The organism is Rhizobacter sp., assembly GCA_019635355.1.
GTDB lineage: Bacteria > Pseudomonadota > Gammaproteobacteria > Burkholderiales > Burkholderiaceae_C > Rhizobacter.
The window spans coordinates 3,376,784-3,402,723 of the sequence record JAHBZQ010000001.1; the positions used below are offsets into that span (position 1 = coordinate 3,376,784).

General features: G+C 67.9%; 22 protein-coding genes. 2 read left to right on the top strand and 20 right to left on the bottom strand.

From position 1 onward, the window contains the following. Positions 1 to 16 precede the first annotated feature (16 nt). The 9 genes from KF892_15415 to KF892_15455 form a co-directional block, all read right to left on the bottom strand. Positions 17 to 451 (bottom strand): hypothetical protein, encoded by a 435-nt coding sequence (locus tag KF892_15415; protein MBX3626406.1) that lies wholly within the window; start codon positions 449 to 451, stop codon positions 17 to 19. Between the two features lie 251 nt (positions 452 to 702). Then, the gene (locus KF892_15420; protein ID MBX3626407.1) at positions 703 to 1,230 is read right to left on the bottom strand and encodes a cytochrome b/b6 domain-containing protein; all 528 of its coding nucleotides are present in this window, start codon (positions 1,228 to 1,230) and stop codon (positions 703 to 705) included. Between the two features lie 18 nt (positions 1,231 to 1,248). After that, positions 1,249 to 1,530 carry a PepSY domain-containing protein gene (locus tag KF892_15425; GenBank protein MBX3626408.1) on the bottom strand — a complete coding sequence of 94 codons (282 nt, stop codon included), beginning with the start codon at positions 1,528 to 1,530 and terminating at the stop codon, positions 1,249 to 1,251. A 32-nt stretch (positions 1,531 to 1,562) separates the two neighbouring features. After that, a complete protein-coding gene (locus KF892_15430; GenBank protein ID MBX3626409.1) occupies positions 1,563 to 2,255 on the bottom strand; it encodes a Fe2+-dependent dioxygenase in 693 nt (230 codons plus the stop codon). A 55-nt stretch (positions 2,256 to 2,310) separates the two neighbouring features. Further along, positions 2,311 to 4,485, bottom strand: a complete 2,175-nt coding sequence (locus KF892_15435) for a TonB-dependent receptor (GenBank protein ID MBX3626410.1) — start codon at positions 4,483 to 4,485, stop codon at positions 2,311 to 2,313. A 179-nt stretch (positions 4,486 to 4,664) separates the two neighbouring features. Beyond that, positions 4,665 to 4,850, bottom strand: a complete 186-nt coding sequence (locus tag KF892_15440; protein ID MBX3626411.1) for a hemin uptake protein HemP — start codon at positions 4,848 to 4,850, stop codon at positions 4,665 to 4,667. Positions 4,851 to 4,867: 17 nt separating this feature from the next. Further along, complete coding sequence (locus KF892_15445) at positions 4,868 to 5,287, bottom strand: biopolymer transporter ExbD (protein ID MBX3626412.1); 420 nt, start codon at positions 5,285 to 5,287, stop codon at positions 4,868 to 4,870. A 13-nt stretch (positions 5,288 to 5,300) separates the two neighbouring features. Next, entirely contained in the window at positions 5,301 to 6,041 is a 741-nt protein-coding gene (locus KF892_15450) for a MotA/TolQ/ExbB proton channel family protein (protein ID MBX3626413.1), read from the bottom strand. A gap of 9 nt (positions 6,042 to 6,050) precedes the next feature. Next, entirely contained in the window at positions 6,051 to 6,716 is a 666-nt protein-coding gene (locus KF892_15455; GenBank protein ID MBX3626414.1) for an energy transducer TonB, read from the bottom strand. Between the two features lie 174 nt (positions 6,717 to 6,890). On the opposite strand from KF892_15455, the gene KF892_15460 reads away from it, so the two are divergent. After that, the gene (locus KF892_15460) at positions 6,891 to 7,244 is read left to right on the top strand and encodes a phage holin family protein (GenBank protein MBX3626415.1); all 354 of its coding nucleotides are present in this window, start codon (positions 6,891 to 6,893) and stop codon (positions 7,242 to 7,244) included. Here the strand turns inward: KF892_15460 and alaC are convergent. The 4 genes from alaC to KF892_15480 form a co-directional block, all read right to left on the bottom strand. Continuing rightward, the gene (alaC, locus tag KF892_15465) at positions 7,234 to 8,436 is read right to left on the bottom strand and encodes an alanine transaminase (GenBank protein MBX3626416.1); all 1,203 of its coding nucleotides are present in this window, start codon (positions 8,434 to 8,436) and stop codon (positions 7,234 to 7,236) included. The two genes, KF892_15460 and alaC, sit on opposite strands and share 11 nt — an antisense overlap. A gap of 83 nt (positions 8,437 to 8,519) precedes the next feature. Beyond that, entirely contained in the window at positions 8,520 to 10,667 is a 2,148-nt protein-coding gene (pbpC, locus tag KF892_15470) for a penicillin-binding protein 1C (protein MBX3626417.1), read from the bottom strand. A gap of 38 nt (positions 10,668 to 10,705) precedes the next feature. Further along, positions 10,706 to 16,444, bottom strand: a complete 5,739-nt coding sequence (locus KF892_15475; GenBank protein ID MBX3626418.1) for an alpha-2-macroglobulin — start codon at positions 16,442 to 16,444, stop codon at positions 10,706 to 10,708. Between the two features lie 55 nt (positions 16,445 to 16,499). After that, complete coding sequence (locus KF892_15480) at positions 16,500 to 18,056, bottom strand: M48 family metalloprotease (protein ID MBX3626419.1); 1,557 nt, start codon at positions 18,054 to 18,056, stop codon at positions 16,500 to 16,502. Between the two features lie 109 nt (positions 18,057 to 18,165). Here KF892_15480 and moaC point away from each other — a divergent pair, with 109 nt between their 5' ends. Then, complete coding sequence (moaC, locus tag KF892_15485; protein ID MBX3626420.1) at positions 18,166 to 18,678, top strand: cyclic pyranopterin monophosphate synthase MoaC; 513 nt, start codon at positions 18,166 to 18,168, stop codon at positions 18,676 to 18,678. On the opposite strand, the gene KF892_15490 is transcribed toward moaC, so the two are convergent. The 7 genes from KF892_15490 to KF892_15520 all read right to left on the bottom strand — a co-directional run bounded on the left by KF892_15490 (position 18,665) and on the right by KF892_15520 (position 25,733). Further along, positions 18,665 to 20,485 (bottom strand): O-antigen ligase C-terminal domain-containing protein, encoded by a 1,821-nt coding sequence (locus KF892_15490; protein MBX3626421.1) that lies wholly within the window; start codon positions 20,483 to 20,485, stop codon positions 18,665 to 18,667. The two genes, moaC and KF892_15490, sit on opposite strands and share 14 nt — an antisense overlap. After that, complete coding sequence (locus KF892_15495) at positions 20,472 to 21,239, bottom strand: pilus assembly protein (GenBank protein MBX3626422.1); 768 nt, start codon at positions 21,237 to 21,239, stop codon at positions 20,472 to 20,474. The genes KF892_15490 and KF892_15495 overlap by 14 nt, the downstream gene beginning before the upstream one ends. 84 nt (positions 21,240 to 21,323) lie before the next feature. Then, the gene (locus tag KF892_15500; protein ID MBX3626423.1) at positions 21,324 to 21,878 is read right to left on the bottom strand and encodes a pilin; all 555 of its coding nucleotides are present in this window, start codon (positions 21,876 to 21,878) and stop codon (positions 21,324 to 21,326) included. 181 nt (positions 21,879 to 22,059) lie between these two features. Then, positions 22,060 to 22,836: a 3',5'-cyclic-nucleotide phosphodiesterase gene (locus tag KF892_15505; protein ID MBX3626424.1), complete on the bottom strand. Its 777-nt coding sequence runs from the start codon at positions 22,834 to 22,836 to the stop codon at positions 22,060 to 22,062. Between the two features lie 175 nt (positions 22,837 to 23,011). Then, entirely contained in the window at positions 23,012 to 23,689 is a 678-nt protein-coding gene (locus KF892_15510) for an FHA domain-containing protein (protein ID MBX3626425.1), read from the bottom strand. Between the two features lie 62 nt (positions 23,690 to 23,751). After that, complete coding sequence (locus KF892_15515) at positions 23,752 to 24,534, bottom strand: Stp1/IreP family PP2C-type Ser/Thr phosphatase (protein ID MBX3626426.1); 783 nt, start codon at positions 24,532 to 24,534, stop codon at positions 23,752 to 23,754. Between the two features lie 41 nt (positions 24,535 to 24,575). After that, positions 24,576 to 25,733, bottom strand: coding sequence for a serine/threonine protein kinase (locus KF892_15520; protein ID MBX3626427.1), 1,158 nt, complete (start codon positions 25,731 to 25,733; stop codon positions 24,576 to 24,578). Positions 25,734 to 25,940 lie beyond the last annotated feature (207 nt).

Here is a 25,940-nt window from a genome sequence, read left to right on the forward strand (position 1 = left end):
GGCCGAAGCCTTCGATTTACTTGAGGTGACCGTTGATCAGCTTGGTCATCTCGAACATCGACACTTGGCCCTTCTTGAAGATTTCCTTCAGCTTGGCGTCGGCGTTGATCATCGTGCGCTTGGCTGCGTCTTGCAGCTTGTTGGCCTTGATGTAGTCCCACACCTTCTTGGTGACCTCGGTGCGCGGAACCGGCTTGTCGCCAATGATGGCGGCCAGTGCTGCGCTCGGGGTCATCGCCTTCATGAAGGCGGCGTTGGGGGTGCGCTTCTTCGCCGGAGCCTTGGCGGCCTTCTTGGCGGGAGCAGCCTTCTTGGCGGCTGCCTTCTTCGCCGGAGCGGCCTTCTTGGCCGGTGCCGCCTTCTTCGCCGGGGCGGCCTTCTTCGCTGCCGCCTTCTTGGCCGGAGCGGCCTTTTTTGCTGCGGGTTTCGCAGCCTTCTTCGCAGTTGCCATTTCGAATTTCTCCATCAAATGAGTTGTTGATGTGCCCGTGTTGGGTGAGTGCCGCATGAGCTACTCGGTTCTCCATGGATCACGTGCGGAGCGAATACTACTGCGAGAGTGCTGCATTGAGAAGCAGTTTTCATAGGTAAAACGCGCGCAAACGCGCTTCGCAGCGTGCTTTTGTCGTCGCTGCGCGTCACTTGTGTGCCTCTCGTGCGCCTCTCTCATGCCACAGAGAGACACGACGAGCGCTCCCGCGCTCAGCTCACATCGCCCTCGTGCGGCTCGCGTTTTCGCCCGTGCAGCATCGCGGCGACGAGGCTCTCGCGGTGCCGAACACTCATCGCGAGCACGCCGCAGAGGTGCAGCGCGACGAGGGCGACCAGGGTCCACGCGAGCCCCGCGTGCAGCGCGAACATCGTCTCGTCGCCCCAGTAGCGGTCGGTGGTGCAGAGCCATCCGGTGCCGCCGACCGCGAGCACGCAGCCGAGCAACAGCACCACCATCCAGCCCCCGAGCGGGTTGTGGCCGAGGTGGCGCGACGCGCGCCCGCGCAGCAGCGCGGCAAGGTAGCCGAAGGTCTCGCGCGGGCCGCGCACGAACTGCCCGAAGCGCGCATAGGCGCCGCCCGCCACGCCCCACACCAGGCGCATCAGCACGATGGCAAGCGCCGTGTAGCCGATGGTCTCGTGCCAGTGCGTCCACTTCTCGGTGGTGAGCCATGCCCCCGCCACGGCGCCGATGAGCGCGAGGTGGAGGGCGCGGACGGGCAGGTCCCAGACCTTCATCGAACGAAGCTCAGGCGATCACTTGGCGGCGGCCTGGCCCGCGGGCAGCACCGGCTCAAAGCTCTTCGGGTCGAAGAAGGCCTCGGCCTTCTGGCCCTTCGAGTCGAAGCCGTAGACCTCGTAGCAACCGTTCTCGACCTTCACCTTGCGCACCTTCCAGCCTTCGGCGACGAGCTTGCTTTGCAGCTCCATCTGGCCGCGCCATTCGGCCTTGGGGGTGCTGCACTTGATGTCGCCGTGGGCTTGGGCGGCGCCCGTGGCGAGCAGGGTCAGGGTGGCAACGAGGAAGAGGTGTTTCATGGTGAGTCCCTTTCGAAGTGGCAAACGCGCGCTCAGGTGTCGGCCCAGGCGCGCAGGAGGTTGTGGTACGTGCCGGTGAGGCCGATCACCGCCGGGTCGGTCTCGCCGTGGCGTGTGCGCAGGCTCATCAGGTGCTGGTCCATGTCGAAGAGCAGGCGGCGCTGCTCGTCGCTGCGCACCATGCTCTCGATCCAGAAGAAGCTTGCGATGCGGTGGCCACGTGTGACGGGCTCGACGCGGTGCACGCTGGTGCCGGGGTAGAGCACCATGTCGCCGGCCGGCAGCTTGACCTGCTGGCGGCCGTAGGTGTCTTCGATCACCAGCTCGCCGCCGTCGTAGTCGGCGGGGTCGGCGAAGAAGAGGGTGCAGCTGATGTCGGTGCGCACCCGTTCGCCGGTGGGCGAGCCGGGCACGTAGCGGATGGCGTTGTCGACGTGGTCGCCGAAGGCGTTGGCGGTGCCGCCGTAGCGGTTGAAGAGCGGCGGGAAGACCTTCTTCGGCAGCGCCGCCGAGAAGAACACCGCGTGGCGGTTGAGGCCTTGCAGCACGATCTGCTGCAGCGCGCGCGCTTCGGGGCAGTCTTGCGGCAGCTGCTCGTTGTTCTTGGCCAGGGCCGATTGCATGCCGGCGGTCACCCGGCCGTCGCCCCAGGGCGCACGCGCGAGGATCTCGCGGGCAGTGCGGACTTCGTCGGGGGTCAAGACCTGCTGGATGTGCTGGAGCATGGCGATGGCTGTGCTGGAAGACGAAGGCTGGCCCCGAAGGGCCGGCAACGGGCGCTCAGAACTTCAGGGTCATGTTGAGCTGGACCGTGCGACCCTTGCCCGGGATGTAGTGGCCGCGGTAAAGCATGTCGGCGTAGTGCTCGTCGGTCACGTTGGTCACATTGAGCTTGAAGGTCGCGACGTCGGTGGCCTCGAACTCGGTCATCAGGTCGCCGGTGATGTAGCGCGGCGCGGTGATCGTGCTCTGCTGCGGCCGGTCCGAGCTGCGGGCATTCAGGCCACCGCCGACGCGCCATTTCGGCAGCACCTTGTAGGTGGCCCACAGGGTGCCGGTGTGGCGAGGCGTCAGGCCGGGGCGCATACCGACGGTCTCACCCGACAAGAGCGTGTCGCCGTTGGAGGCGGCCTTGTCGATCTTGGCGTCGGGAATGAACGAGTAGGAGGCGAATACTTCCCAGAGTGGGTGCGGCCGGCCCATCATGTCCAGTTCAAGGCCTGCGGCGTGGCGGGCCCCCGAAAGTGCGTAGTTGTCCGCCGTGGGTTCGTCGCGGTTGCGTTCGTTGTATTTGGTGGCGTGGAACAGGGCCACCCGAGTGGTGAACTTGCCGTCGGCTGTGTCGAGCTTGGCGCCCAGCTCGAAGTTGCGGCTGCCCTCCGGGCCGGTGTTCGAACCGAGCGCGTCATAGCGATAGGTGTCGCCAGAGGTGTTGAACGAGGTGCCATAGGAGAAGTGGTACGACTGCGTTGCGGTCGGCTGAAACAGGATGCCGAAGCGATGGCTCCAGAGGGCATCGGTTCGCTCACGCACCACGCCGTCTTGCGGCTGCGCGTAGCGCCCGGCAAAGTGATCCCAGCGCAGACCGCCGAGCACCTTCCATGCGGGTGCGACCTGGACCAGATCCTGGATGTAGACGCCAAGCGCCTTGGCGCGGAAAGTCTGCGTCACCCGGGTGATACGCGACCCTTCGTCGATGCTGGCGCCATCGTTCGGGTTCCCCACCGTCGTGGTGGGTTTCGTGAGGACAGGGCTGACCGGTGAAAGGCCAAAGTTTTCGAAGGACTCGTCTGCGTAGTCCATGCCGCCGACCACCGCATGGCTGTAGCCACCCAGGTTGAACTTCCCGTTGTAGTCACTTTGCAAATAGCGGGTGTCCATGTTCATGATCTTCGGCGTGGGTGTGCCGCGGTTCAGCACCGTGGCATCGCTGAAGGTGTCGGCGGTGACGGGCACCCCGCCCGGCTGGCTGGCCATCGGCGCAAAACGTATCGTGCTCGCCCGCTGGTCGCGGGTGTAGCGGGCCTGGCGAAAGGCGGTGCGCAGCTCGCTGCTGTCGTCGAACTTGTGGGTGTGCACGAGGTTGCCCTGCGTCGTGCTGCCGCGCAGGTAGTCGCTGGCCAGCCCGTAGTAGTTCTTCGGGTCGGTCGTCCAGAGCCGGTCGCCGTTGCCGCTCGCGCCCTGCGGCACCCAGGGCAGGCCGTAGTTGATGCCGCCGTTGTTCTCGAGGTGGTAGAGGCCGACCGACACCTCGTCGGGCGTGCCGATGCCGTACTTGATGGTGGGTGCGATGCCCTTGTTGTCGATCTTGTTGCCGTAGTTGTCGGCCTGCGTGAGCATGGTGTTGATGCGCACCGCCGTGGTTTCACCGGTGCGCTGGTTGAAGTCCAGCGTCGAGCGCATGTAGTTGCCGGTGCCGAGGGTGGTGCTGACCTCGTAGTCGTTCGACAGCTGCGGCTGCTTGGTCACCTGGTTGACCGCACCGCCGGTGGAGCCGCGGCCGAAGAGCATCGAGGCCGAGCCGCGCAGCAGCTCCAGGCGGTCCCAGTTGAAGGAGTCGCGCTCGTAGAAGGCCGGGTCGCGCATGCCGTCGATGAAGACGTCGCCCGCGGCCTGCAGGGAGAAGCCGCGCAGGCGGATGTCTTCTTCGCCCCCTTCGGCGGCGAGGAAGGAGATGCCCGCGGTCTGGTGCAGGGCCTGCTTCAGGGTGTCGACGTTGCGGTCGTCGATCAGGCGCTCGGTGACGACGGTCACCGACTGCGGCACGTCACGCAGCTCCTGCTTGCCCTTGCCGATGCGGGTGGTGGTGGCCTGGTAGTCCTGCTTGCCCGACGGCTCGGCGGGCTCGGCCTTGATGCGGATGGTGGGCAGCGTCACCACGGGTTCGTTGGCCGCAGATGCCGGAGAGGCCGCCGAAGCCGCCGGCACGGCGGCGGGCGCCGACTGCTGCGCCATCGCGGGCGACAGGGCGAGGCCGAAGCCAGCTGCGAGGGCACCCAGGGGCAGCAGGGTGGGGCGGGAAGGGGCCGCAGCAGCCGGGCTGAGCGGAAGCGTCTTGGTGGGCACAGTGATCTCCAGGTTGTCGGTGAGGCACTGGCTGGCGGCGACGGGCTGGCTGTGCTGGCGTGTTGGGTTTACTTGGTGAGGATGAGCTTGCCGAGCGAGGTCTCGCGCAAGCGGTAGACGGCGCCGCGGTGCTCGATCAGCACCTCCTTCGCATCGCCGAGCAGCTGGCGACTGGAGATGCGCGGCTCGGCCGGCACCGGCGCGGCGGGCTGGGCCTCGTGCACCGAGGGCCGGTCGATCGGCGGCGGGGTGATCGGCGGTGGCGTGAGGGTCACGGCGTCTCGGGCTCGCTGATGAAGCCGACCTTGGTGAGGCCCGCCTTGGACGCATCGGCCAGGGTCTGCGCCACCACGCGGTAGGCCACAGCCTGGTCGGCCTTCAGGTGCACCTCGGGCTGCGGCTGGCGCTGGCTTTCGACGGCAAAGCGGCGTGCGGCCTCGGCGCGCTCCACCGGCTCGCCGTTCCAGAAGAGGCCGCCGTTGGCGTCGATGCCGAACTCGATCTTGTCGGCCTGCGTCACGTTGGGCTGAGAGCTCGCCTTGGGCAGCTCGAGCTTCACGGCCTGCGTGAGCAGTGGTGCGGTCACGATGAAGATCACCAGCAGCACCAGCATCACGTCGATCAACGGCACCATGTTGATCTCGGCCATGGGCGCGCCGGCGCTGCGGTTGTCGAAGCTTGCGAAGGCCATGTCGCGCTCCTCGTCAGGCGGCCGCGCGGGCCGGCGTGCCGCCGTTGCGCAGCGGCACCACCTCGCCCGACAAGGGCTGGCCCATCGACACGAAGGTGTGCAGCTCGTAGGCGAAGGCGTCGAGCTTGGAGAGGATCACGCGGTTGGCACGCGTGAGCCAGTTGTAGCCCATCACCGCGGGGATCGCGACCGCGAGGCCCAGGCCCGTCATGATCAGCGCCTCGCCCACGGGGCCGGCCACCTTGTCGAGCGTGCCGGCGCCGCTTATGCCGATGGCGACGAGCGCGTGGTACACGCCCCACACGGTGCCGAAGAGGCCGACGAAAGGCGCCGTGGCGCCGACGGTGGCGAGCATCGCGAGCCCGTTCTCGAGGCGCGTGGTTTCTTCGTCGAGCACCTTCTTGATGGTGCGGGTGACGAAGTCGCCGGCCGTGCCGGCTTCTTCCAGCTTCGCGGCGCCGTACTTCGCGTGGTGCGCACGGGCGCTCATCGCGTGGCTGGTGAGGTGCGAGAACGGGTCGTTGGCACCGTGCGTCACGATCTCGGAGGCCACCGCGTCGAGCGAGCTCGCGTTCCAGAAGAACGACAGGAAGGCTTCGCTGCGCTTCTTGCGCGCGAGCAGGGTCAGGCCCTTGATCGCGATGATGGCCCAGGAGACGACGGACATCAGCACCAGGATCGCGAGCAAGGTCTTGCCGACCACGTCGCTCTGGGCAATGAAATGGGCGAAGCCCAAGGAGGTGTCTGCATTCATGGTGATCGATCAGGGAGGGTCAAAAGCGAGCACGGTCTCGGCCCGTGCGGCGACGGGCACGCCGTTGATGGCATGAGGCTTGAACTTGGCCGCGCGCAGGGCGATGACGGCGGCTTCGTCGAGCAGCGGATAACCGGACGACTTGCCCACCGTCACCTGCACGGGCCGGCCGTGCGCGTCGATCTCGACGCGCAGCAGCACCTCGCCGTATTCCTTGTTGCGCCGTGACAGGGACGGGTACACGGGCCTCGGCGGCACGAGATAGCGCAATTCCGACGCCGGGATCTGCGGCGGGGGCGGTGGCGGTGCGGGGGGGGCCGGAGGCGCAGGCGGTGCGGGCGGCGCCTGCGTGACCACCGGCGCGGGCGGCGGCGGCACCTCGGGCGCGGGCGGTGCCTCGAACGGTGCCGGCGCAGGCGTGGGCGCCGCGGCGATCACCCGCGGCTCGGGCGCCTTGACCACCGGCTTCACCTCGGGCGGTGGAGGCGGCGGTGGGGCCGGAGGCGCGGGCGGCGCCAGCAGGTTCACGAAGATGGGCGCGGCGTCGAGCACCGTGGCGCGCACCGCGGGCACTTGCAGGATGCCCCAGACGCCGGCCACGTGCGCGGCCGCGATGGCAGCCACCACCGCACGATGCTGTGCCTTGCTCAGCCCTTCACGGCGCTGCAGCGGCATGCGCAGCGCGGCCATCACGGCGAGCGGGTCGGGCAATGCGTCTTGTGCAGCGAGGGGTGGCATGGGGCGCGACGGCGATGTGCGGCTGCCGGGGCAGCGGGGCGCGCCAGTGTATCACTAATGAGAACGATTCGTATTTGAGATTGTGACGGGGCTCGCGGCTATGCTGCGCCCATGATCAAGATGCTCGTCCGCTGGCTGTTGCTCGCCGCCGCCTTGCTGCTGGTGGCCCATGTCTACCCAGGCGTCACCGTCAAGAGCTTCCAGTCCGCCATGATCGCGGCGCTGGTGCTGGGCCTGCTGAATGCGCTGCTGCGCCCGCTGCTGGTGCTGCTGACGCTGCCGGTCACGGTGATCACGCTGGGGCTCTTCCTCTTCGTGATCAATGCGCTGATGTTCTATTTCGCCGCCGAGCTGCTCTCCGGCATGGCGGTGACAGGCTTCGGCGCCGCGCTGATCGGCTCATTGATCTACAGCCTGTGCGGTGTCGTGATCGACACCGCACTTGAGCGCCTCTTCAAGAACTGAGCGCCGGCTCTTTCAGCATCGCCTTGATGCCGCGCACCGCCTGCCGGATGCGCGACTCGTTTTCGATCAGCGCGAAGCGCACGTGGTCGTCGCCGTGGTCGCCGAAGCCGATGCCGGGTGACACGCTGACCTTGGCTTTTTCCAGCAGCAGCTTGGCGAATTCGAGCGAGCCCATCGCGCGGTAGCGCTCGGGGATCTGCGCCCAGATGTACATCGAGGCCTTGGGGCATTCGACGTCCCAGCCGGCTTCGCGCAGGCCTTTCACCAGCACGTCGCGGCGCTTCTGGTACTGCAGGGCGATGTCTTTCACGCACTGCTGGTCGCCTTCGAGCGCGGCGATCGCGGCCACCTGGAGCGGCGTGAAGGTGCCGTAGTCGTGGTAGCTCTTGATGCGCGCGAGCGCGGCCACGAGCTCGCGGTTGCCCACCATGAAGCCCACCCGCCAGCCGGCCATGTTGTAGCTCTTGCTGAGCGTGAAGAACTCGACCGCGATGTCTTTCGCGCCAGGCACCTGCATGATCGACGGCGCCTTCCAGCCGTCGAACACGATGTCGGCATAGGCAAGGTCGTGCACGACGAAGATGTCGTGCTTCTTGGCGAGCGCGATCACGCGCTCGAAGAAGTCGAGCTCCACACACTGCGCCGTCGGGTTCGACGGAAAGCCGAGCACCATCATCTTGGGCTTGGGGTAGCTGCCGCGGATGGCGCGCTCGAGTTCGGCGAAGAAATCGACGCCCGGCACCAGCGGCACCGAGCGGATGTCGGCCCCCGCGATCACCGCGCCGTAGATGTGGATGGGGTAGCTCGGGTCGGGCACGAGCACGGTGTCGCCACGGTCGAGCGTGGCGAGCATCAGGTGCGCGAGGCCCTCTTTCGAGCCGATGGTGACGATGGCCTCGTGGTCGGCATCGATCTCCACGCCGTAGCGGTCGCGGTACCAATGCGAGATCGCACGCCGCAGTCGCGGGATGCCCTTGCTGGCCGAATAGCCGTGGGTGTCGGGCCGCTGCGCGACCTCGGCGAGCTTGGCGACGATGTGCGGCGGCGTGGCCCCGTCGGGGTTGCCCATGCTCATGTCGATGATGTCTTCGCCTCGGCGGCGCGCGGCGAGCTTCAGCTCGGCCGTGATGTTGAAGACGTAGGGGGGAAGGCGATCGATGCGCGCAAAGCGGCGCTTGCCTGAGAGAGACATTGGATTGACTTTCACGTGAGCGCCCGGAACCGTCCGAGCGACGTGCCCTGCAAGCCGCAGGGCTCGCGGATATTAGCCTGAAGCTAGCGGCCGAGCTGCGCGGTCTTCACGCCGGCGCCGCGCACTTCGAAGCGCACGCGTTGGATTTCACGGCCATCGCGGCCGATCAGCGCCAGCTCGTGGCGGCCGGGCCACGGTGCCCACGCGAGGCGCGTGCCCTCGCCGACCCGCTTGCCGTCGAGCACCCAGGTGCCCCGCTCGCCTTCGAAGTGGATGCGCTGCGCGCGCGGCGGCATGTCGGGGTCGATGGCGAAGAGGCTGCCGTCGCGCGGGCTGGTGATGCCGTAGCGCTGGCGCGCCTGCATCTGGCCGCTCGGCTGCCAGCGGGCCTGCGTCGTGCCGGCGAGGAAGAGCTCGTCACGCATCGGCTCGGCGCTGCCTGCGATCTGCACCCGTTCGCCGACGATGCCCTGGGGCGCGGCGGGCCGCTTCGACACACGCCCGTCATGCAGATGCCGCACCACCGCCTGCCAGATGGGCGCGGCACCGCTCACGCCGCTCACCTGGTGCATGGCTTCGCCGCTCGCGTTGCCCACCCACACGCCGACGGTGTAGCGCTCGGTGTAGCCGATGCACCAGTTGTCGCGCATGTCCTTGCTGGTGCCGGTCTTCACGGCGGCAAAGCCGGGCGTGACGAGGGCGCTGTCGAGGCCGAAGGTCTGCGCACGCGCGGCGTTGTCGGACAGGATGTCGGTCACGAGGTAAACGGCCGCCGGGTCCGCGACCTGCCGAGGAGAGGTGGCCGACTGCAGCGCGACTGGCGCATACGCACCGCCGTTCGCAAGACTGCGATACCCATTGGTCAGCGCCAGCAGCGTCACGTCGGCACCGCCGAGCGCCAGTGCGTGGCCATAGAAGCCGGCCGACTCGGGCAGCGCGAAGCCGAGCGCGTTGAGTCGCGCAAGCACCGCCTCGGGCCCCAGCATCGCACCCACCCGCACCGCCGGCACGTTGAGGCTGGCGCCGAGTGCGGTGCGCGCGCTGACCCAGCCCTTGAAGCTCTTGTCGTAGTTCTGCGGCAGGTAGAGCCCGCTCGTCGTCGCGATCTGCGCCGGTGAATCGTCGAGCAGGCTCGCAGGCGTGATGAGGCGGCGCTCGAAGGCAAGGCCATAGAGGAAGGGCTTCAGCGTGGAGCCCGCCTGCCGACGCGCGACAACGCCGTCGACCTGGGCCGCGTCGGACAGCGCGCCGCTGCTGCCCACCCAGGCCAGCACCTCGCCGGTCTTGTTGTCGAGCACCAGCACGGCGCCGTCTTCGACGTTGCGGCCGTTGAGCTCGGCGAGGTGACGGCGCAGCGTGGCGATCGCAAAGCGCTGCAGGCGCGCGTCGAGCGAAGTGCGCACGACGGGCTGGCCGAGCGAGAGCTGGCGCGCGAAGTGCGGTGCGAGCTGCTCACCGAGCACCATGCCGCCACGCTTGCGGAAGGCGCTGTGCGCGAGCGCCACCACGCCGGTGCAGTCGAGCTTCTGCTGTTGCAGCACGCCACAGGCGCGGCGCGCGGCGGTGTCGGCGTCGGCGTTGGGGCTGCGCAGCAGGGCGGCGGCGAGGGCGGCCTCTTGTGCATCGAGGCCGCTCGGGTGTTTGCCGAAGAGCGTTTGCGACAGGGCCGCCACGCCCACCAGTTCACCCCGGAAGGCGACACGGTTCAGATACGCCTCGAGGATCTCGCTCTTCTTCCAGCGCGATTCGAGCCGCGAGGCGGTGACGGCCTGGCCGAGCTTCTGCGTGACGCTGCGGCCACCTGTCGGGCGCGCCAGGTCCTCGTCGAGCAGGCCGGCGAGCTGCATGGTCAGCGTCGAGGCGCCACGGGTGCGGGTGTTCCACACATTCGCCCACGCGCTTTGCGCCACCGCACTCCAGTCCACGCCGCTGTGCTGGTAGAAGCGCTGGTCTTCGCTGAGCACGATGGCATGCAGCAGCGCGGGCGAGATGTCGGTGAGCGGCACCCAGGGCAGGCGGCGCACGGTCTTGTCGACGCGCACGGTCTGGATGGGGGTGCCGGTGCGGTCGAGCAGCGTCACGTCAGAGGGTTTGTGGGTGGCCCTCACCTCACCGAAGCTCGGAACAGCGCACGCCGCATTCGCCCACAGCAGCGCGACGCAAGCCACCCATGCCGGTCGCCCCAACCCACGCATCGTTCGCCCTGAGCCTGTCGAAGGGCCCGGTGGCATACCGCGGGGCTTCGACAAGCTCAGCCCGAACGGAAGACTCACGGCGCGACCTCCAGCGCTGCGTTCGGCAGCTCGCCGAAGCTCTCGGGCGCGTACATCGCCTCCACCCGCGACGGCGGCAGCGAGAACCGGCCGCCGTTGTTGAGCCGCACGGTGTACTCGATCACGTGCTTGCCCTTGGGCAGGTAGTCGAAGTAGCTGCGGAAGGCTTCGAAGCTGCGCTCTTCGAACGCTGGCCACGCCGTGCCGCCCTGCTTCTCGCCGGAGGTCGCGATGGTCGAGTCGCGCCCCAGGCCCGAGCCGAGCAGCGTGGCGCCACCGGGGACCGGGTCGCTCACTACCACCCAGGTCATGTCGCTTTGCGCGTCGACTTCCAGGCGCACGCGCATCACGTCGCCGCGCGACCACTTGGCCTTGTCCTTCTGCTCCACCGCGCTCACGCTGCGCGTGAGGCTGTAGCCGGCGCGCAGCGGCGACTTGAGCGGAATGGCGGCCAGGCTTTGCACCGTCAACCACGGCTTGCCGCTGCCTTGCTGCGCGACGTTGAGCGTGCCGCCCTTCTCGGGCCAGGCCAGTAGTGCCGCGCCGCCCTCGGGCTGGCGGGCCCAGTCGATGCTCGCGGGCTTGCTTCCCTCCACGCTGGCCACGGTGCTGCCGGCGATCTTCACCGACTCGAACCTGGCCGCGAACTTGTCGAGCGCGAGCGAACCCCAGAGGTTGGCGGTGGTGGTGAGCCACGCGCCGTGGCGCTGGCGCCCGAGGCTGCCGACGACCATGCGCGGCAGGTCGTCCTTCCAGCCCGGCTCGTCGAGCACCGCGAGGATGAGCCGCGCCGCATTGGCATCGGCGCTGTCCATCAGCCACCACCAGAAGTCGCCTTCTTCGTTGCTGAAGCGCAGCGTGGTGCCGGCGTAGGTGAGGCGGCCCCGCAGGATCTGCTGCGCCTCTTCCAGGCGCTTGGCCTGGTCCGGGATGCCCTTCACGCGCTTGAGGATCTGCAGCCAGTCGATCACCGCTGCGGTGGGCCACTGGTTGGGCGTGAGGTTGATCGAACCCAGCATCTTGGGCTGCGCGCGGCCGTGGCGCGAGAGCGCCTCGATCGCGGCGAGCTTGCGCACGTCCAGATCCGCGCGTGGCGACCAGAACTTCCGCTCGATGCGGCCTTCGACGAAGGCCGTGAGCCCGTCCAGCATCAGCGCCTGTGCCGACGACGGCAGTTCGAAGCCCGCTTCGTGCGTGGCCGCGATCACGTAGGCGGTGAGGCGGTCGCTGCCGCGTGGGCCATCATCCGCACGCGGCGGGAAGTAGCTCGCCAGGCCGTCGCTGTCGAGGTAGGTCGGCAGCGCATTGGCGACGGCCGCCCAGAGCTTCGCGTCTTTCAGGCCGACCGCCTTCGAGGTCTTCTGCTCCAGGCAGATGAAGGGGTAGGTCTCGAAGTAGCGGCGAATGCCGGGCAGCGCGCCGGTGAGGCGCGGTTGTACGGCGACGTTGAGGCCGCCGCGCTTCACGCCGGTTTCAGGCAGCGCATCGGCCGGCACCGCGACCGGCATCGCGACCGGCCCATCGAGCTGCTGCAGCGTGGCCTGCAGCACGCGCACCGGCACGGCCGGGCTCACCAGCTGCGTGACCTTCACGCGGTCCTTGGCTTTCTCTCCTCCTACTTCATCGGCGGTCGCCTCCCACGCGATGCTCAGCGCCTCGGGTGGCACCGCCACGCCCCAGGTCAGCTCCTTCGCGCTGCCCGCGGGAATGGCCACTTCCTGCGGCGTGAGGGCAATCGGCGTGCGGGCGATGTCGTCCCCGACACGCGCCATGCCCTGCAGCGCAACGCGCACCTTCATCTCGCGCGAGGTGGTGTTGCGCAGCGTCAGCATCGCGCTGAACTGGTCGCCCTCGCGCACCAGCGGCGGCAGGCCGGGCAGCACTTGCAGATCCTGCGTGACACGGATGCTCGCGCTGCCGGTGCCGAACTGCTGCACGCCCGCGTCGGCGATCGCCACCAGCGAGAAGCTGGTGAGCGAGTCGTTGATCGGCACTTCGATCACGGCTTCGCCGTTGCCGTCGAGCAGCACCCGGTCCTTCCACACGAGCAAGGTGTCGAACAATTCGCGCGTCGGGTTCTTGCCACCCCCGCCGCCCGCTGCCACGGCTTTGCGCCCGTAGTGGCGGCGGCCGATGATCTCGCTCTGGCCGGTGGCTGTCTGCACGCCCCAGGCCCGCTGCTGGATGAGCGCATGCAGCAGGTCCCACGAGTCATTCGGTTTGAGCGCCAGCAGGCCTTCGTCGACCGCGGCGAAGGCCACCTCGGTGCCGGCCAGCGGCTTGCCATCCTTCACCACCTTCACCTTCACACTCGCCTTCTGGCGGATGGCGTACTGCGTCTTGTCGGGCGTGACCGTGACCTGCAGCTTGTGCTCGCCGATGCCCACTTCGAGCGCCGCCACGCCGAGCTTGAAGGCCGGCTTCGACAGATCGACCATCGCCGTGGGCGCCTGGTACTCGCGCCCCTCGTACCAGAACGAGCGCACCCAGTTCATCGGCTCCTTCCAGCCCCAGGTGAAGAACGAGTACCACGGCACCTCGCGGATGCGGCCACGCAGCGCCAGCACGCTCACGTAGACGTTGGGCCCCCAGGCCTTGTCGATCTTGAGTTCCACCGTCGGGTCGTCGCCGCGCAGCGTGACCACCTGTGTCGAGAGGACGCCTTCGCGCTCCACGCTCACGAGCGCCGTCGCTTCGCGGAAGGGCATGCGCACCTGCAGCTTGGCTGTTTCGCCCGGCTGGTAGCTCTTCTTCTCGGGCAGCACATCGATGCGGTCGTCGTTGTCCTGCGCGAACCAGAGCTCGCCTTGCTTGGTGATCCACACGGAGCTCGCGGCCTGGGCGAGGTTGCCGTTGCCATCCTTGGCTTGCGCGATCAGCTCGACCTGGCCGGCGGTGTCGAGCGCGGCATCGCAGAGCACAAGGCCGCGGTCGTCGCTGCTGCCGCTGCAGAGCACGCCGAGGTCTTTGGTCTCGGTGCGGTTGTCGTAGGCGTAGAAGCCGCCGACCATGCGCTTGCGCGTGCTGATGACCTGCGCCAGCCGGCCTCGCACCTCGACCTTCTGGCCCTTGATCGGCTTGCCGGTCGTGTCGAGCGCCAGCGCCTGGAACAGCACCCGCCCGCGGTTGCTGGCCCACGAGCCGGTCTTCACGCCCAGCACCACCGCGCTCGGCCACAGCGCGATGCGGGTCGACGCCGTCTGCACCTCGCCGTTGGGGTCGTTGAAGGTGAGTTCGGTGACGAGCTCGCTGGGCCGGGTGATGGGCGGCAGTTCCTTCAGCGTGACGACGGCTGCGCCATTGCGGTCGGTCGTGAGCGGCAGCTTGTCGGCGACGAGCCGGCCCTGTTCGCTGCGCGGCTCGTCGTCGTCGCCGCTCGTCTCGCGCGGCGGCCCGAAGTTGAACTCGTCGTAGCCCGGCATGCCGGCGCTGCGCTCGCGCAACAAGGCGGTGAGGCGCGCGGCGGCCTGACCCATGCCGCCACCGGAGAAGTAGTTGAGCTGCACGTTGACCGGCAGCTCCTTCGGCGCCACGGCCACCGTCTTGGGGCCGCTCACACGCGCGTCCACCAAGGGCAGGCGGAACTCCTCGACGCGGAAGCTGCCGCTCGCCCAGCGGCGCTGCAGACCATCGTCTCTGGCACTCGGGCGCTCAAGCACCACGTCGTAGACGCCCAGCTTGGCGGCGCCGGGGATGTTCCAGGTGGAACTGGCACTGCGCGCCCCGTTCCAGCTGAGCGGCTGCACGTATTCCTGGCCGCTGCCCTGGTGGATGATCTTCATGCGCGTGGGCAGCTCGGCGGCCGGCAGCATCGCCAAACCCGCCGACGTTTCGCGGCGAATGAAGTGCTTCATCGACACCGTCTCCCCCGCACGCAACAGCGTGCGGTCGAACACGGTGTGGGCGCGCAGGTCGGGCTCTGGGTCCTGGCTGGTCGGGTGGCTGAAGCGCCACGGCTCCACGCCTTTCTGCCAGTGGCTGAAGACGAAGGCGATGTCGGTCGCGCCCTTGTCCATCGCCTTGCGGGCGGTGACGAAATACCCACCTTCGCCCTCGCATTCGGCCCCCTGCCGCAGCAGCGCCCTGTCGACTCGTGCCAGGCCGAGGGCGTCAGTGCGGCCGGCCCACTGCCGTTGGCCCGCGCAGTCGTACACCGCAACGTCCGCGTCGCCCACCGGCTTGCCGCGGTCGAGCGTGGTCACGAAGACGAGGCTGTTCTCGCGGCCGAGCTTGAAGTGCACGCCGAGGTTGGTGACCAGCACGCCGGTGCGCACATACATGGGCGCCTTCTTGTCGAGCAGCGATTCGCCGAGGCGACGCGACTCGATCTCGACCACGTGGTAGCCCGGCTCGGGCAGCGGAATGCCCACCACCTCGAAGGGCCGTGGGTCGCCACCTTGCAGCTTGGGCAGGTCGAGCCGCTGCGTGTCGGGGGCCCGTGCCAGCAGCGAGACTTCGCGACTTTCGTGATCGCGCTCGTGCGCGCGGGCCAGCTTGGCGTACCAGCTGCGGATGTCGGCATCGCTGCGCAGCGTCTTGATGCGCACCGCGCCCGACGCAGCGCCGGAGCGCAGGTCGCCCTGCACATGGCGCAGCGTGACCGGCAGCATCGCGTCGGCCTCTCGTTCGCCCCATTCGATGACGCCGAACGGTGCGGCCGCGAACTTGGCGATGGGTGGCGCGTCGCCCGTGGCGACCTTGAGCGGGAACGACCCGGCATTGGCCAGCGTCCGGCCGGCGGCGTCTTTCACCTCGCGTGGCAGCTCCACCGTCATCGCCATCGACTCGGGCAGCGGCGTGGGGAAGCGCACTTCGCCCACCTCGGCCGCGGTGTCGTCCTTGTCGAACTGCGGCTTGATCACCGAGCCCGAGGCGGGCTTCAGGCGCACCGCTTCGGCGGTGGCGCGTGGCACCGGCGACGAGAAGCGCAGCGACATCGGGCGGATGGGCAGGCAGGGCGCCTCGGCCCGCTCACGCTCGCAACTGAACTCGGCGGTGAAGGGCTTGCGCACGCGGAAGCTGTAGCGCTGCTCGGTGCGCGTCAGCACCTGCGGGTTGGCTTGCGCCGCGATGCCGGCGCCCCAGACGAGGCGCACCGGGGTGTCGGCCGGCAGCGGGCGCTGGCAGGCGACGAGCAGCCAACGGGCAGCGTCTTTGGTGAGGCGGCGCGCCTTCAGCACCTCGTCGCGCACGGGGCCGGTGATGATGCGCAGCGGCACGCGTTCACCGATGCCTTCGATCTCGCAGCGCGCGTGGGCGAGCACCGTCGACTCGACCGCCGGGCCGGTGAGGCGCAACAGGAAGTGCTGGTCTTCTTCGATCTGCCCGCCGGCGTAGGGCTGCGTGGCGCTCACCGCCGGGCCGCCGGTGCTGAAGCTGTAGTTCGCCGACGTGAAGCTGCCCTTGAGCGGCTTCCACTCGCTGCGCGCTTTCAGCGTGCAGCGTGTGCCGGGCGGCACGGGCTCCTGGAAGTCGTAGAGCCACACCCGGTCGTCGGACCACCGGCCCGCGCCCTTGGGCACCGGGCCTTCGCACGAGAGATTGAAGGGGTCGGGCTGTCGCAGGTCGCCGAAGGGCACCACGGGCTCCGAGAACTTGACGACGACCTGGCGCACCTGCGCCACTTCGCCTTGCGGGCTCACGCTCGTGACGGTGGCCGCGTGGGCCGCGGCGCCAAGCGCAGCGATGTAGAGCGCGACACTGGCGCGATGGGTGGCAGTCTTCAAGCGATGCATGCCGTTTTCTCCAGCCTCCTTGGGAAGGCGGCAAGGATAACGGCGGGCTCGCCCCTCAGCCTTCGCGCTGGCGGTCTTCGACGTCGCGCCGACGGGCCTGGGCCTCGATCTCCTTCAGACGCGCGTCGATCACCGAGGCTTCGATGAAGTCGACCGTGCGGCTGCTGCGCGCGAGGCGCTGGCCGGCGCGCAGGCGGTCGACGCCGCCCACGAGATCGCCAAGGGCGATGCGCGATTCGGCCTCGGCGCGCAGTGCGCGCAGCGGCTGGTCGAGCTTTTCCCACAGGCGGCCGAGTTGCGACCAGACGGTGGCGTCTTGCGGGTGCAGCGAGGTCCAGGTCTGCAGCTCTTCGGCGGCGCGTTGCACGGCGGGCTTGTCGCGCGACATCGCGACCTGCGCCGCGAGCAGCATCACCGCGCGCGACGAGGCCTGGCCCTCGGCCTTGGCAAACGGCTTGAGCGCCTCGCCGGCACGCTCGGCGTCGCCACGCGCCAGCAGCGACTGCGCCTGCAGCAGTGCCACGTCGCGCTGGGCGCGGGCGTCGCCGCGAGCGGCACCGAGGGCGAGCTGCAGCGCGCTGTCGGCCCGCGGCCAGTCGCGCAGCAGGGTCGCCGCGAGTGCGCTGGCGTAGCCGGCCATCAGGCGCTCGGCGGGTGGTGCGCTGGCGGGTGCGTCGAGCGCCTGCCAGCGACGCAGCGCATCGACGCGAGCGTCCATCAGCACCCGTGCACGTGCCTGCGCCGCGGTGTGGGCCAGCACGCCAGCGGGGGGTGTGGGCGGCACGGCGCCCAGGCGCGCGCGCGCCTCGCCGATGCGCTCGGCGTTCAAGGGGTGGGTGCGCAGGTAGGGGAAGCCGCCGCTGTCGTTGAGACGCGAGGAGTGTTCGAGTTTCTCGAACATCGCGGCCATCCCGCCCGGCGCATAGCCCGCCTGGGTCATCACGCTGAAGCCGATGCGGTCGGCTTCGCGCTCGGCGTCACGCGAGAAGTTGAGCTGGCCTTGTGCCGCCACCGCCTGGCCGCCGGTGATGAGCGCGTTGGCGCCATCCATGCGGGTGCTGCGGCTGGCGGCGATCATGCCGAGGATGATGGTGGCCAGCCCGATCATCGACTGGCGCTGGCTATTGGCCATCGACCGCGCGATGTGGCGCTGCGTGACGTGCGTGAGCTCGTGTGCGAGCACCGAGGCGAGCTCGTCGCGGGTCGACGTCATCGCGATCAGACCCAGGTGCACGCCGACGTAACCCCCGGGCAGTGCGAAGGCGTTGACGCTGCGGTCGCGCACGAGGAAGGCTTCCCAGGCGAAACGCTGCTCGAGGTCGGGGCCGATGTCGCCACGCTGGCGGGCGGCAGCCACCAGCGGGTCCCACAGCGACTGCAGGTATTCGAGCAGCACCGGGTCGTCGAGGTAGTCGGGGTCGCGGCGGATGTCGCGCATGATCTGCTCGCCCAGGCGGCGCTCGCTGCCGACGCTCAGGTCGTCGGACGCCGTTTCACCGAGGGCCGGCAGGCGGCTTTGCGCCACCACGGGTGCGGCAGGCACGAGCAGGCTCGCGGCAACCAAGGCCGCCAGCAGGCGCGCCACGGGGCGACGGGAAGAGACGGTGTTCAGCAAATCAGGCAGGGCCGGCAGCGTGCGGGTTGGAGCCGGTCGACGCGGGAAGGTTCGGCAGGCCCGCGACTATCATGCCAGCGCCACGTTGCTCCTCTGTTTCTCGACCATGCCCGCACCTGTGCCTTCCGATCCGAACTCGCCGCTCACGCACTTCGATGCGCAGGGGCAGGCGCACATGGTCGACGTGTCGGCCAAGGCCGAGACGCACCGCATCGCCCGCGCGAGCGGCGTGATCCGCATGCTGCCGGCGACGCTGGCGCTGATCCAATCCGGCAGCGCAAAGAAGGGCGATGTGCTGGGCGTGGCGCGCATCGCGGCCATCCAGGCCAGCAAGCGCACGGCCGAGCTGATCCCGTTGTGCCACCCGCTGCCGATCACACGGGTGGCGGTGGAGTTCGAGGTCGATGCTTCGTCCTCACTCGTGCGTTGCACGGCGCAGGTGGAGACGCTCGGCCGCACGGGCGTCGAAATGGAGGCGCTGACCGCGGTGCAGGTGGGCCTGCTCACCATCTACGACATGTGCAAGGCTGCCGACCGTGGGATGGTGATGGGCGAGATCCGCGTGCTGGAGAAGCACGGCGGCAAGTCGGGCGACTGGAGCGCTCCTAGCGCAGCTTGAAGTCTTCGTAGGTGAACTGGCGGGTCGCCGGTTTGCACTGGAAGGGCTCGGGGATGCCGGGCGGGCGCGGCTTGTCGCACAGCGCGAAGAACTCTGCTGAGTCGGGGTTGCGGAATTCACGCAGGCGATCGGCGATGTAGCGCGCACGCTCGACGTCGCCTTTCTCGGCATAGGCCGTGGCCCAGGCCATCATCAGGCGCGTGTCCAGCAGCAGGTGCGGGGCACGGCGGAAGGCTTTCCAGGCGGTCGAAGGACGCGTCGCGACGGTGGCAGCGGCGTAGTCGGCGTGGTGGGCGAAGAAGATGCTCTTCTGGCCCTGGGCGATGCGGCGTGAGAGGGGGGTGCTGTCGTCGTCCACGCTGAAGATGCGCGTGACGCGTAGGTAGTCGAAAAGCGAGAAGGCGGTCCCCGCCATCAGGAGCGAAGACGCAATGATCAATGCGTGACGCATCCGCGAAGATCCAGGCGTGGCGGCAGGTGTGCTCTCGTCTGACGGTGTCGAGCATCCAAGGCAAAGCCCCAACGCAAACGCGGTGGGAAGCAGGAAATAGGCGTACCACAGCGGGTACTCGAGCATGCTGTGGATCACCATGATGAGCACCATCAAAAACGTGGCCCGGACCATCGTGACGTCCGCATCGGCAGCAAGCATCGAAGCTCGCAAGCCCTTCCACAACGCCCAAGCCAGCAACCCCATTGCGAGCAGCCCCAGCGGCAGCCCCAGCTCCACCAGAAGCTGCAACGGCAGGTTGTGCGTGTGGTCGTAGAACGCCACGGGTCGCCCCGGGAACGGCGTCAAGGACCATGCGATGTTGAATTCCCCCCAGCCCACGCCCAACCACGGCTGCTCTCGCAGCAACGAGAGTGCATTGGCCCAGATGCCGAAACGGGAGCTGGATGGATCGGCCTTGTGGAGTTGGGTGCCCCCTATGAAGGTCTGCGAGGTGGCATCGGCCCATAGCGACATGCCGATCCATGACGCGACATAGACCACCGGAACAAGCCACAGCAGCACACGCGAGAACAGCGACAGCCGTCGGTCGATGATGGCCCACAGCACCAGCATGACCACGCACACTGTTCCCGTGCGCGACACCGTCAGCACGTCACCAAAGACGAGGACGGCCAGCGCCAGCATTGCGACCACGCGCCAGAGTACGCGACCGTGGCGCTCGGCTTTCTCGAGCAGGGTGTCGCAGAGCCAGACCAACCCCACGATGGACCACAGCAGGAAACTGCTGAGGTGATTGGGCTGGCGCAGGTTGCCTCCAGCTCTGCCTTGCGCCCCAGGACTTGCGATCCAGTCTGAACCAGCCCAACTGGGCATGAACGTCTGGACGGTGGCCAGCCCCACATTGACCAAGCCTGCCACCAACAGGGCGAGACAAACGGCCAGGAAGACTGCTTGTCGCTGCGTCCCGCGCGACACGACGAAGCCCCCCGCGAGCGTCAAAGCCGCCGCGAAGAGCAGCCCCAGGCTGGACATCGCCAGGCTCAGCGGCAACCTTTCGAGCACACAGGACATCAGCACGCCAAAGGCCATGAGGCCCAGCGCGGCCACCGCAGGCAGCACCCCGCTTACCGCCATCCAGCGACTGTTGGCGAAAAGACAGCTCAGGAAGACACCCCATCCACCTAGCGCCAAAGCCTGGTTGAAGAAGGTTGCTGAGGGAGAGACATTGCGGGCCAACAACGTTGGCGTCCCGATGGCGAGGAATGCCAGCAGGCACAGAAGCGCGAGCTTCAGGCGGTCTGGGAAAGAGGTCTGCACAGGTATCGAGTCGTCGTCGAATTCAGAAGAAGCCATCCACGGGTAGGTGATGGACCGGGGTACCCTGCGCATCCAGGACCACCACCCAGTCGCCCTTGCGCGCCCCGCTCAACGGCAGAAACCGGGCGTCGCTGTCAAGAAGATGCAGCTCGGCCAGACGGGCCATCGCTGCTTCGCGCACGGCGGGATAACGCGCAAAGAGGATGGAAATCGGACGAGCCTTGCGCGCTGCCTCGGCACGCCGCAGTTCGTAGGACTGCCAGAAGCGCGGACGCTGCGACCAGTCGAGGCCGCCCAGCGCCTTGAAGAGCGCCTCGTTGCTTTCCTCCCCCGCAGCGGGCACGCGAACGCTCAACAGCAAGGGACCACTCAAAGGAAGCTCACGGTACTCGGCCGGCGCTCGCGGAAGGTCAGCCACGTCAACCTGGGCCGCAGTGACCACGCGGAATCGATCACCCTCGAAAACCGACGCGATGGGGCGGGCCGCGAACACCGTGTGGAGCCCGTACAGCAACGCGGCCAGCTGGATCGCCGCAATCACGATGAGATCCATGGCGAGGTGCCGCCGCGTCTTGCGGGTGTCAAAAACGGCCAGCGTTAGCAGTGGACCGAGAACCAAGTCGACGCTCGTGATGAGCACAAAAAGACCCAGGCCGCCAGCGACGTGGCGGTAGATGCCCGGGTACCAGACCCCCAGCACCAGCGCGGCCGCGCTGGCGGCGATGAGGGCAGAAATCAGGAGATGGAGGCCGCTCGCACGGACACGGCTGCGGAGGTCGAATGTCGGCACGGCGCGAGTGTAGCGATCCGATATTGCACACCAAATAAAAAGGGGCGCCGAAGCGCCCCTTGCGGAAAACAGCGTCGCTGAATTTCAGCGGCAAGCAGCCGGAGCGTACTTGGCACGGACGCCGGTGGCGCCGACGGCAGCGGTGGTCATGCCACCAGCGGCAGCCGTTGCAGCCGTTTCAGACACGCAAGCCCAATCGATGGCGCCAGAGTGGCCAGCGGCGAGGGCGGTCGCCAGATCTTCCGGGGCGGTACCAGAGGCGCCGACGCGGATCCACGGTGCGATGCGGATGACGTTTTCCGTAGCAGCGAGACCGACCGCAGCGGAGAGGTAGGTCACTTCGATCACACCACTGGCGTTGTCGGCCAGCACGGACTGGACGTACTTGCTGTTCGCACCCGAGTTGCCGGCCTGGGCATTCCAGGTGTTGACGACGCGGAGCAGATCGCCGGTGGCGGCGGTGCCGTCGGTGGCAATGTTCTTCTTGATGGAGTCAGCCAAGCTCAGACCTTCCGTGATGCGGGTGCGCACCGTGTAGTCCTGATAAGCCGGCAGAGCGACTGCAGCCAAGATGCCGATGATCGCCACAACGATCATCAGTTCGATGAGGGTGAAACCCTTTTGAATAGAACGCTTCATGGAAAGCTCCTGAAAGGAATGAGAGGGGTGAGACACGGTTCTTCTGTTGCACCCTGCATGCCACCCTGAATCGGGGGAAAAAGCGTGGAATCCGACCTCAGTTCTGACACAAAGGGTCACCGGGTGATCCAGTTCACGTTGCAGGCGGACACAGATTGACGGAAATCGTCACTGAGGGGCATCAGGCCAGGTCCAGCACCTGGCCGGCGCGCAGGGCGCCCAGGCGGTGGGGAGTGGCCAGCCGGCCGACTTCTGCCATCACGGCATCGACTTCGCCCGGCTTGATGTGGGTGATGTGCACGTCGACGCTGCCCTGCAATTGCGCCAGCTCGAGGCCGAGCTTCTGTGGGTGCAGATGCTGGCTCAAGCAGGCGACATCGCGCTCGTCGTCACTGAACGCCGTCTCGATGACCAGGTGTGCGACCTTCATGGACGACAGGCGCCGCCACAGTGCCGGGTTCGGCCCGGTGTCGCCGGTGAACACCCACCAAGCCTCACGGCCTTGCAGCGCAAACCCCACCGCCGGCACGGTATGGGCGGCGCTCAGCACCTCGAAGGTCTTGCCGCCGAGGGTCAGCTGGTCACCCATCTGGAATGGGACCATCGCCAGCACGGGCCGATCGGCGACCGGCAAGCGGGTGAAATCGGGCCAGATCACGCCGTTGAAGATGTGCGTGCGCAACGCCTGCAGCGTCTCGGGCAGGCCATACACCTGGATCGGCCCGCGCCCCTGCGCCGCTCGCAGGCGCATCACCGCGTCGGCCAGCAGGCCGATCGAGAGAACGTGATCGAGGTGGGAGTGGCTGACCAGGATGTGATCGATCTGGGCCAGCGCCTCCAGCGGCAGGTCACCCACCCCCGTGCCGGCATCGACCAGCACGTCGTGGTCGACCAGGAAGGAGGTGGTTCGGCTGCCTTCGGCGATGGCGCCAGAGCAACCGAGGACGCGGATTTTCATGGGTGAGGCGACAGGCGAGAGCACAGAGCCAGGCGCAACATGCGCGGCACCCGGATGCTGCCGGCAGCAGACCCCTGCCGCAAGGTCGCAATGCGGCAATTCGCAACCAACGGCATGCACTCACACCACGCCCTCGCGGGCCGTGTGAAAAGCGTCACGCCGCGTGCGGCGGGCGTCAGGCCTGGATGAACTGCATCTGCGTGCCGGCGAGCTCGATCACGTCGCCGTTCTTCAGATGCAGGGTGTCGCCCACCAGCGGGTTGCCGTTGATGGTGGGGCGGGTGGCGCCTTCCACGTGGGCGAAGACATAGCCACCCGGGCGCTTGGTGATGGAGGCCACTTGCACGCCAGGCTTGCCGACGGTGGTGACGACCTTGGTGAGGGCCACTTCGCGGCCAGCGGCAGCGCCGTTCAGGACCTTGATGGTGCCGGGGGAAGTATTTTGGCCGAGACCGCCGAAGCCGGAGTTTGCGCCCTGAGCCGAGGTGTGCGCGAAACCGTGGCTGTAGGCCGCAGGGGCCGGGGCACCCTGCTTCATGATCATGGTCTTCTCGTAGTCGGTGCCATCGTCGACGAGGTACTTGATCTTGTACTTGCCGATCTCGACGGTGTCGTTGTGCGTCAAGAGCTGCTTCTTGACGGCCTTGCCGTTGATGTAGGTGCCGTTGGTGCTGTTGAGGTCTTCGATGAAGACGTCGGTACCGACCATCTGCAGCACGGCGTGCTCGCCACTCACCGCCAGGTTGTCGATCACGATGTCGTTGTACGGACGGCGGCCGAGGGTCGTCTTGTCCTTGGTGATCTGCACTTCCTTGATCACCACCCCGTCGAGCGAAACGACCAGCTTGCCCATGCTTGACCTCTGTGTTTTGTATGTCTCAGGCCCGTCGGGCCAGGTTGATGATGTCGACCATCTCAGCGCCGGAAGGGCCACCACGACCGGGGCGCATTGCTCTGGCCCTTCACGCGCACCAACACCACGGCAATATTATCCTTTCCCCCTGCGTCGTTCGCCGCATCGATGAGCCCGGCCCCCATCTCGGGAAGCGCATCGTGCGACTGCAACACCTGGGCGATGCCATCGTCGTCCAGCATGTCCGACAAGCCGTCGGAGCACAACAGGTAGATGTCCCCCGGCATGATGTCGTGCAGGTGGGTTTCGAGCAGCACGGTGTCTTCCACGCCCACGGCGCGGGTGACGAGGTTCTTGTTGGTCGAGAAGGCGGCCTGCTCGGGCGTGATGAGCCCGGAGTCGATCTGCTCCTGCAGCAGCGAGTGGTCGTGGGTGATCTGAACCAGCCGGCCGCCGCGGAAACGGTAGCCACGCGAGTCGCCCACATGGCCCATCAGCAGGCGGCCTTCGCGGAACGCGCCGACGACGAGCGTCGTGCCCATGCCGGCGTACTGCGGGTTGGAATTGGCAGCGTTGAAGATCGCCCGGTTGGCGTTGTCGACGCAGATGTCCATCGCACGGCGCACGTCGGTGTCGGTGGCGCTGCTTGAGGCTTCCTGCAGCCAGCGGCCGAGTTCTGCCTTGATGAACGAGGTGGCCATGCCGCTGGCCACTTCGCCGGCGTTGTAGCCGCCCATGCCATCAGCCAGCACCACGAGCCCGGCGGCTTCCTGGACGGCGATGGAGTCTTCGTTGTTGTTGCGGGCGCGTCCGGTGTCCGTGGCACTGAAGAACTCGAGCGTCATGGCGGGTGGGTGGGCGCGTGCAGGTTCGTTGACCAAGCGGATCAGAGGCTGGGATTGTGCCCCGTATCGACCCGCTCCATTTTCACGGTAGCGGCGAATCCGCTGGAATCGGGGGGGAGTGTCGCCGCATCGACGGGGCCGGGCTGTTGCCCTTGCGACTTCATGCTGGCCACGACGGCGCGCAAGTCTGCGGCGAGCTGCTGGCCGCCGCCGTAGCGCGCTTCGGGGCGCTTTTCGAGCGTGAGCGCCACGACACGCGCCAGCGCTTCAGGCAGGTCGGGGCGGATGCTGCGCACGTCGGGCGCGGGTTCGTTGGCGATCTGCTGCATCAGCGTCGCCATCGATTCCGAGCGGTGCGGCAGGCGGCCAGTGAGCAGTTGGAAGAGCATCACCCCGAGCGAGTAGAGATCGCTGCGGCCGTCGACACGCCGCCCCGCCAGTTGCTCGGGCGACATGAACGAGGGCGTGCCCAACACCAGGCCGGTGCGCGTGCGGGCCGAGTCGGCGACACGGGCAATGCCGAAGTCGGTGACCTTGACCAGATCGGTCGCGGGGTCGACCACCACATTGGCGGGCTTGATGTCTCGGTGAACCACCCCCTGGCTGTGCGCGTAGTGCAGCGCATCGGCGACCCGCGCCACGATCTGCAGCACCGTCGTCACCGGCAGCAGCTTCGTCGGTGTCGTGTAGGCCTGCAGGTTGTCCCCCTTCAGGTACTCCATCGCGATGTAGGCCAGCTCGCGCTCCTCGCCTGCATCGAAGATGGTGACGATGTCGGGGTGCTGCAGGCGGCCGGCGGTCTCGGCCTCGCGGAAGAACCGTTCGCGCGCCTCGACCAGCTCGTCACCCGAGAATTCGCGGCTGAGGGCCATGGTCTTGATCGCCACCTGGCGGCCGATCTTCGGGTCGCGGCCGAGGTAGACGGCGCCCATCGCACCCCGGCCGAGCTCACGTTCGATGCGGTAGCGGCCCAGGCTTGCGCGGTCGGTTTGGGCGGGCAGGGTCGAACGGGGCGCGGAAAAGGTGGAGGTGGGCGCTCTGGTGGCTGCGACATCCGGGCGGCGCGGCTGCAGGCGGCCCAGCGACCATCCGATGTGGCCGAAGACCAGCGCCGCCACCACCGGGAGCGTCCAGCCCACCGGCACGGAGAGTTGCCACCACAGCAAGGCGGCGACCGCGACGATGCTGAACACCAGCATGACCGAGACCGCCACCCCGGCCTCGCGGCGCAAGCGCGGCAGGACCCACACCAACTCCGCCCACACCAGCCCCAGCGCCAGCGCGCTCAAGCCCCAGCCTGCGGCAGACGTCTGGAAGAGATGCTGCGCCACACCCAAGACCCGTACCTCACAGTTCCGTCATGGAACCGGCACGGTATCACAGGGTTACAGCTCCCGCCGATGCAG

Excerpts from the sequence above, each read along its gene's own strand:
- KF892_15415 (MBX3626406.1), bottom strand. The coding sequence starts at position 451 with ATGGCAACTGCGAAGAAGGCTGCGAAACCCGCAGCAAAAAAGGCCGCT.
- KF892_15420 (MBX3626407.1), bottom strand. The coding sequence starts at position 1,230 with ATGAAGGTCTGGGACCTGCCCGTCCGCGCCCTCCACCTCGCGCTCATC.
- KF892_15425 (MBX3626408.1), bottom strand. The coding sequence starts at position 1,530 with ATGAAACACCTCTTCCTCGTTGCCACCCTGACCCTGCTCGCCACGGGC.
- KF892_15430 (MBX3626409.1), bottom strand. The coding sequence starts at position 2,255 with ATGCTCCAGCACATCCAGCAGGTCTTGACCCCCGACGAAGTCCGCACT.
- KF892_15435 (MBX3626410.1), bottom strand. The coding sequence starts at position 4,485 with ATGGCGCAGCAGTCGGCGCCCGCCGCCGTGCCGGCGGCTTCGGCGGCC.
- KF892_15445 (MBX3626412.1), bottom strand. The coding sequence starts at position 5,287 with ATGGCCTTCGCAAGCTTCGACAACCGCAGCGCCGGCGCGCCCATGGCC.
- KF892_15450 (MBX3626413.1), bottom strand. The coding sequence starts at position 6,041 with ATGAATGCAGACACCTCCTTGGGCTTCGCCCATTTCATTGCCCAGAGC.
- KF892_15455 (MBX3626414.1), bottom strand. The coding sequence starts at position 6,716 with ATGCCGCTGCAGCGCCGTGAAGGGCTGAGCAAGGCACAGCATCGTGCG.
- KF892_15460 (MBX3626415.1), top strand. The coding sequence starts at position 6,891 with ATGATCAAGATGCTCGTCCGCTGGCTGTTGCTCGCCGCCGCCTTGCTG.
- alaC (MBX3626416.1), bottom strand. The coding sequence starts at position 8,436 with ATGTCTCTCTCAGGCAAGCGCCGCTTTGCGCGCATCGATCGCCTTCCC.
- pbpC (MBX3626417.1), bottom strand. The coding sequence starts at position 10,667 with ATGCCACCGGGCCCTTCGACAGGCTCAGGGCGAACGATGCGTGGGTTG.
- KF892_15475 (MBX3626418.1), bottom strand. The coding sequence starts at position 16,444 with ATGCATCGCTTGAAGACTGCCACCCATCGCGCCAGTGTCGCGCTCTAC.
- moaC (MBX3626420.1), top strand. The coding sequence starts at position 18,166 with ATGCCCGCACCTGTGCCTTCCGATCCGAACTCGCCGCTCACGCACTTC.
- KF892_15490 (MBX3626421.1), bottom strand. The coding sequence starts at position 20,485 with ATGGCTTCTTCTGAATTCGACGACGACTCGATACCTGTGCAGACCTCT.
- KF892_15500 (MBX3626423.1), bottom strand. The coding sequence starts at position 21,878 with ATGAAGCGTTCTATTCAAAAGGGTTTCACCCTCATCGAACTGATGATC.
- KF892_15505 (MBX3626424.1), bottom strand. The coding sequence starts at position 22,836 with ATGAAAATCCGCGTCCTCGGTTGCTCTGGCGCCATCGCCGAAGGCAGC.
- KF892_15510 (MBX3626425.1), bottom strand. The coding sequence starts at position 23,689 with ATGGGCAAGCTGGTCGTTTCGCTCGACGGGGTGGTGATCAAGGAAGTG.
- KF892_15515 (MBX3626426.1), bottom strand. The coding sequence starts at position 24,534 with ATGACGCTCGAGTTCTTCAGTGCCACGGACACCGGACGCGCCCGCAAC.
- KF892_15520 (MBX3626427.1), bottom strand. The coding sequence starts at position 25,733 with ATGCTGGTGTTCAGCATCGTCGCGGTCGCCGCCTTGCTGTGGTGGCAA.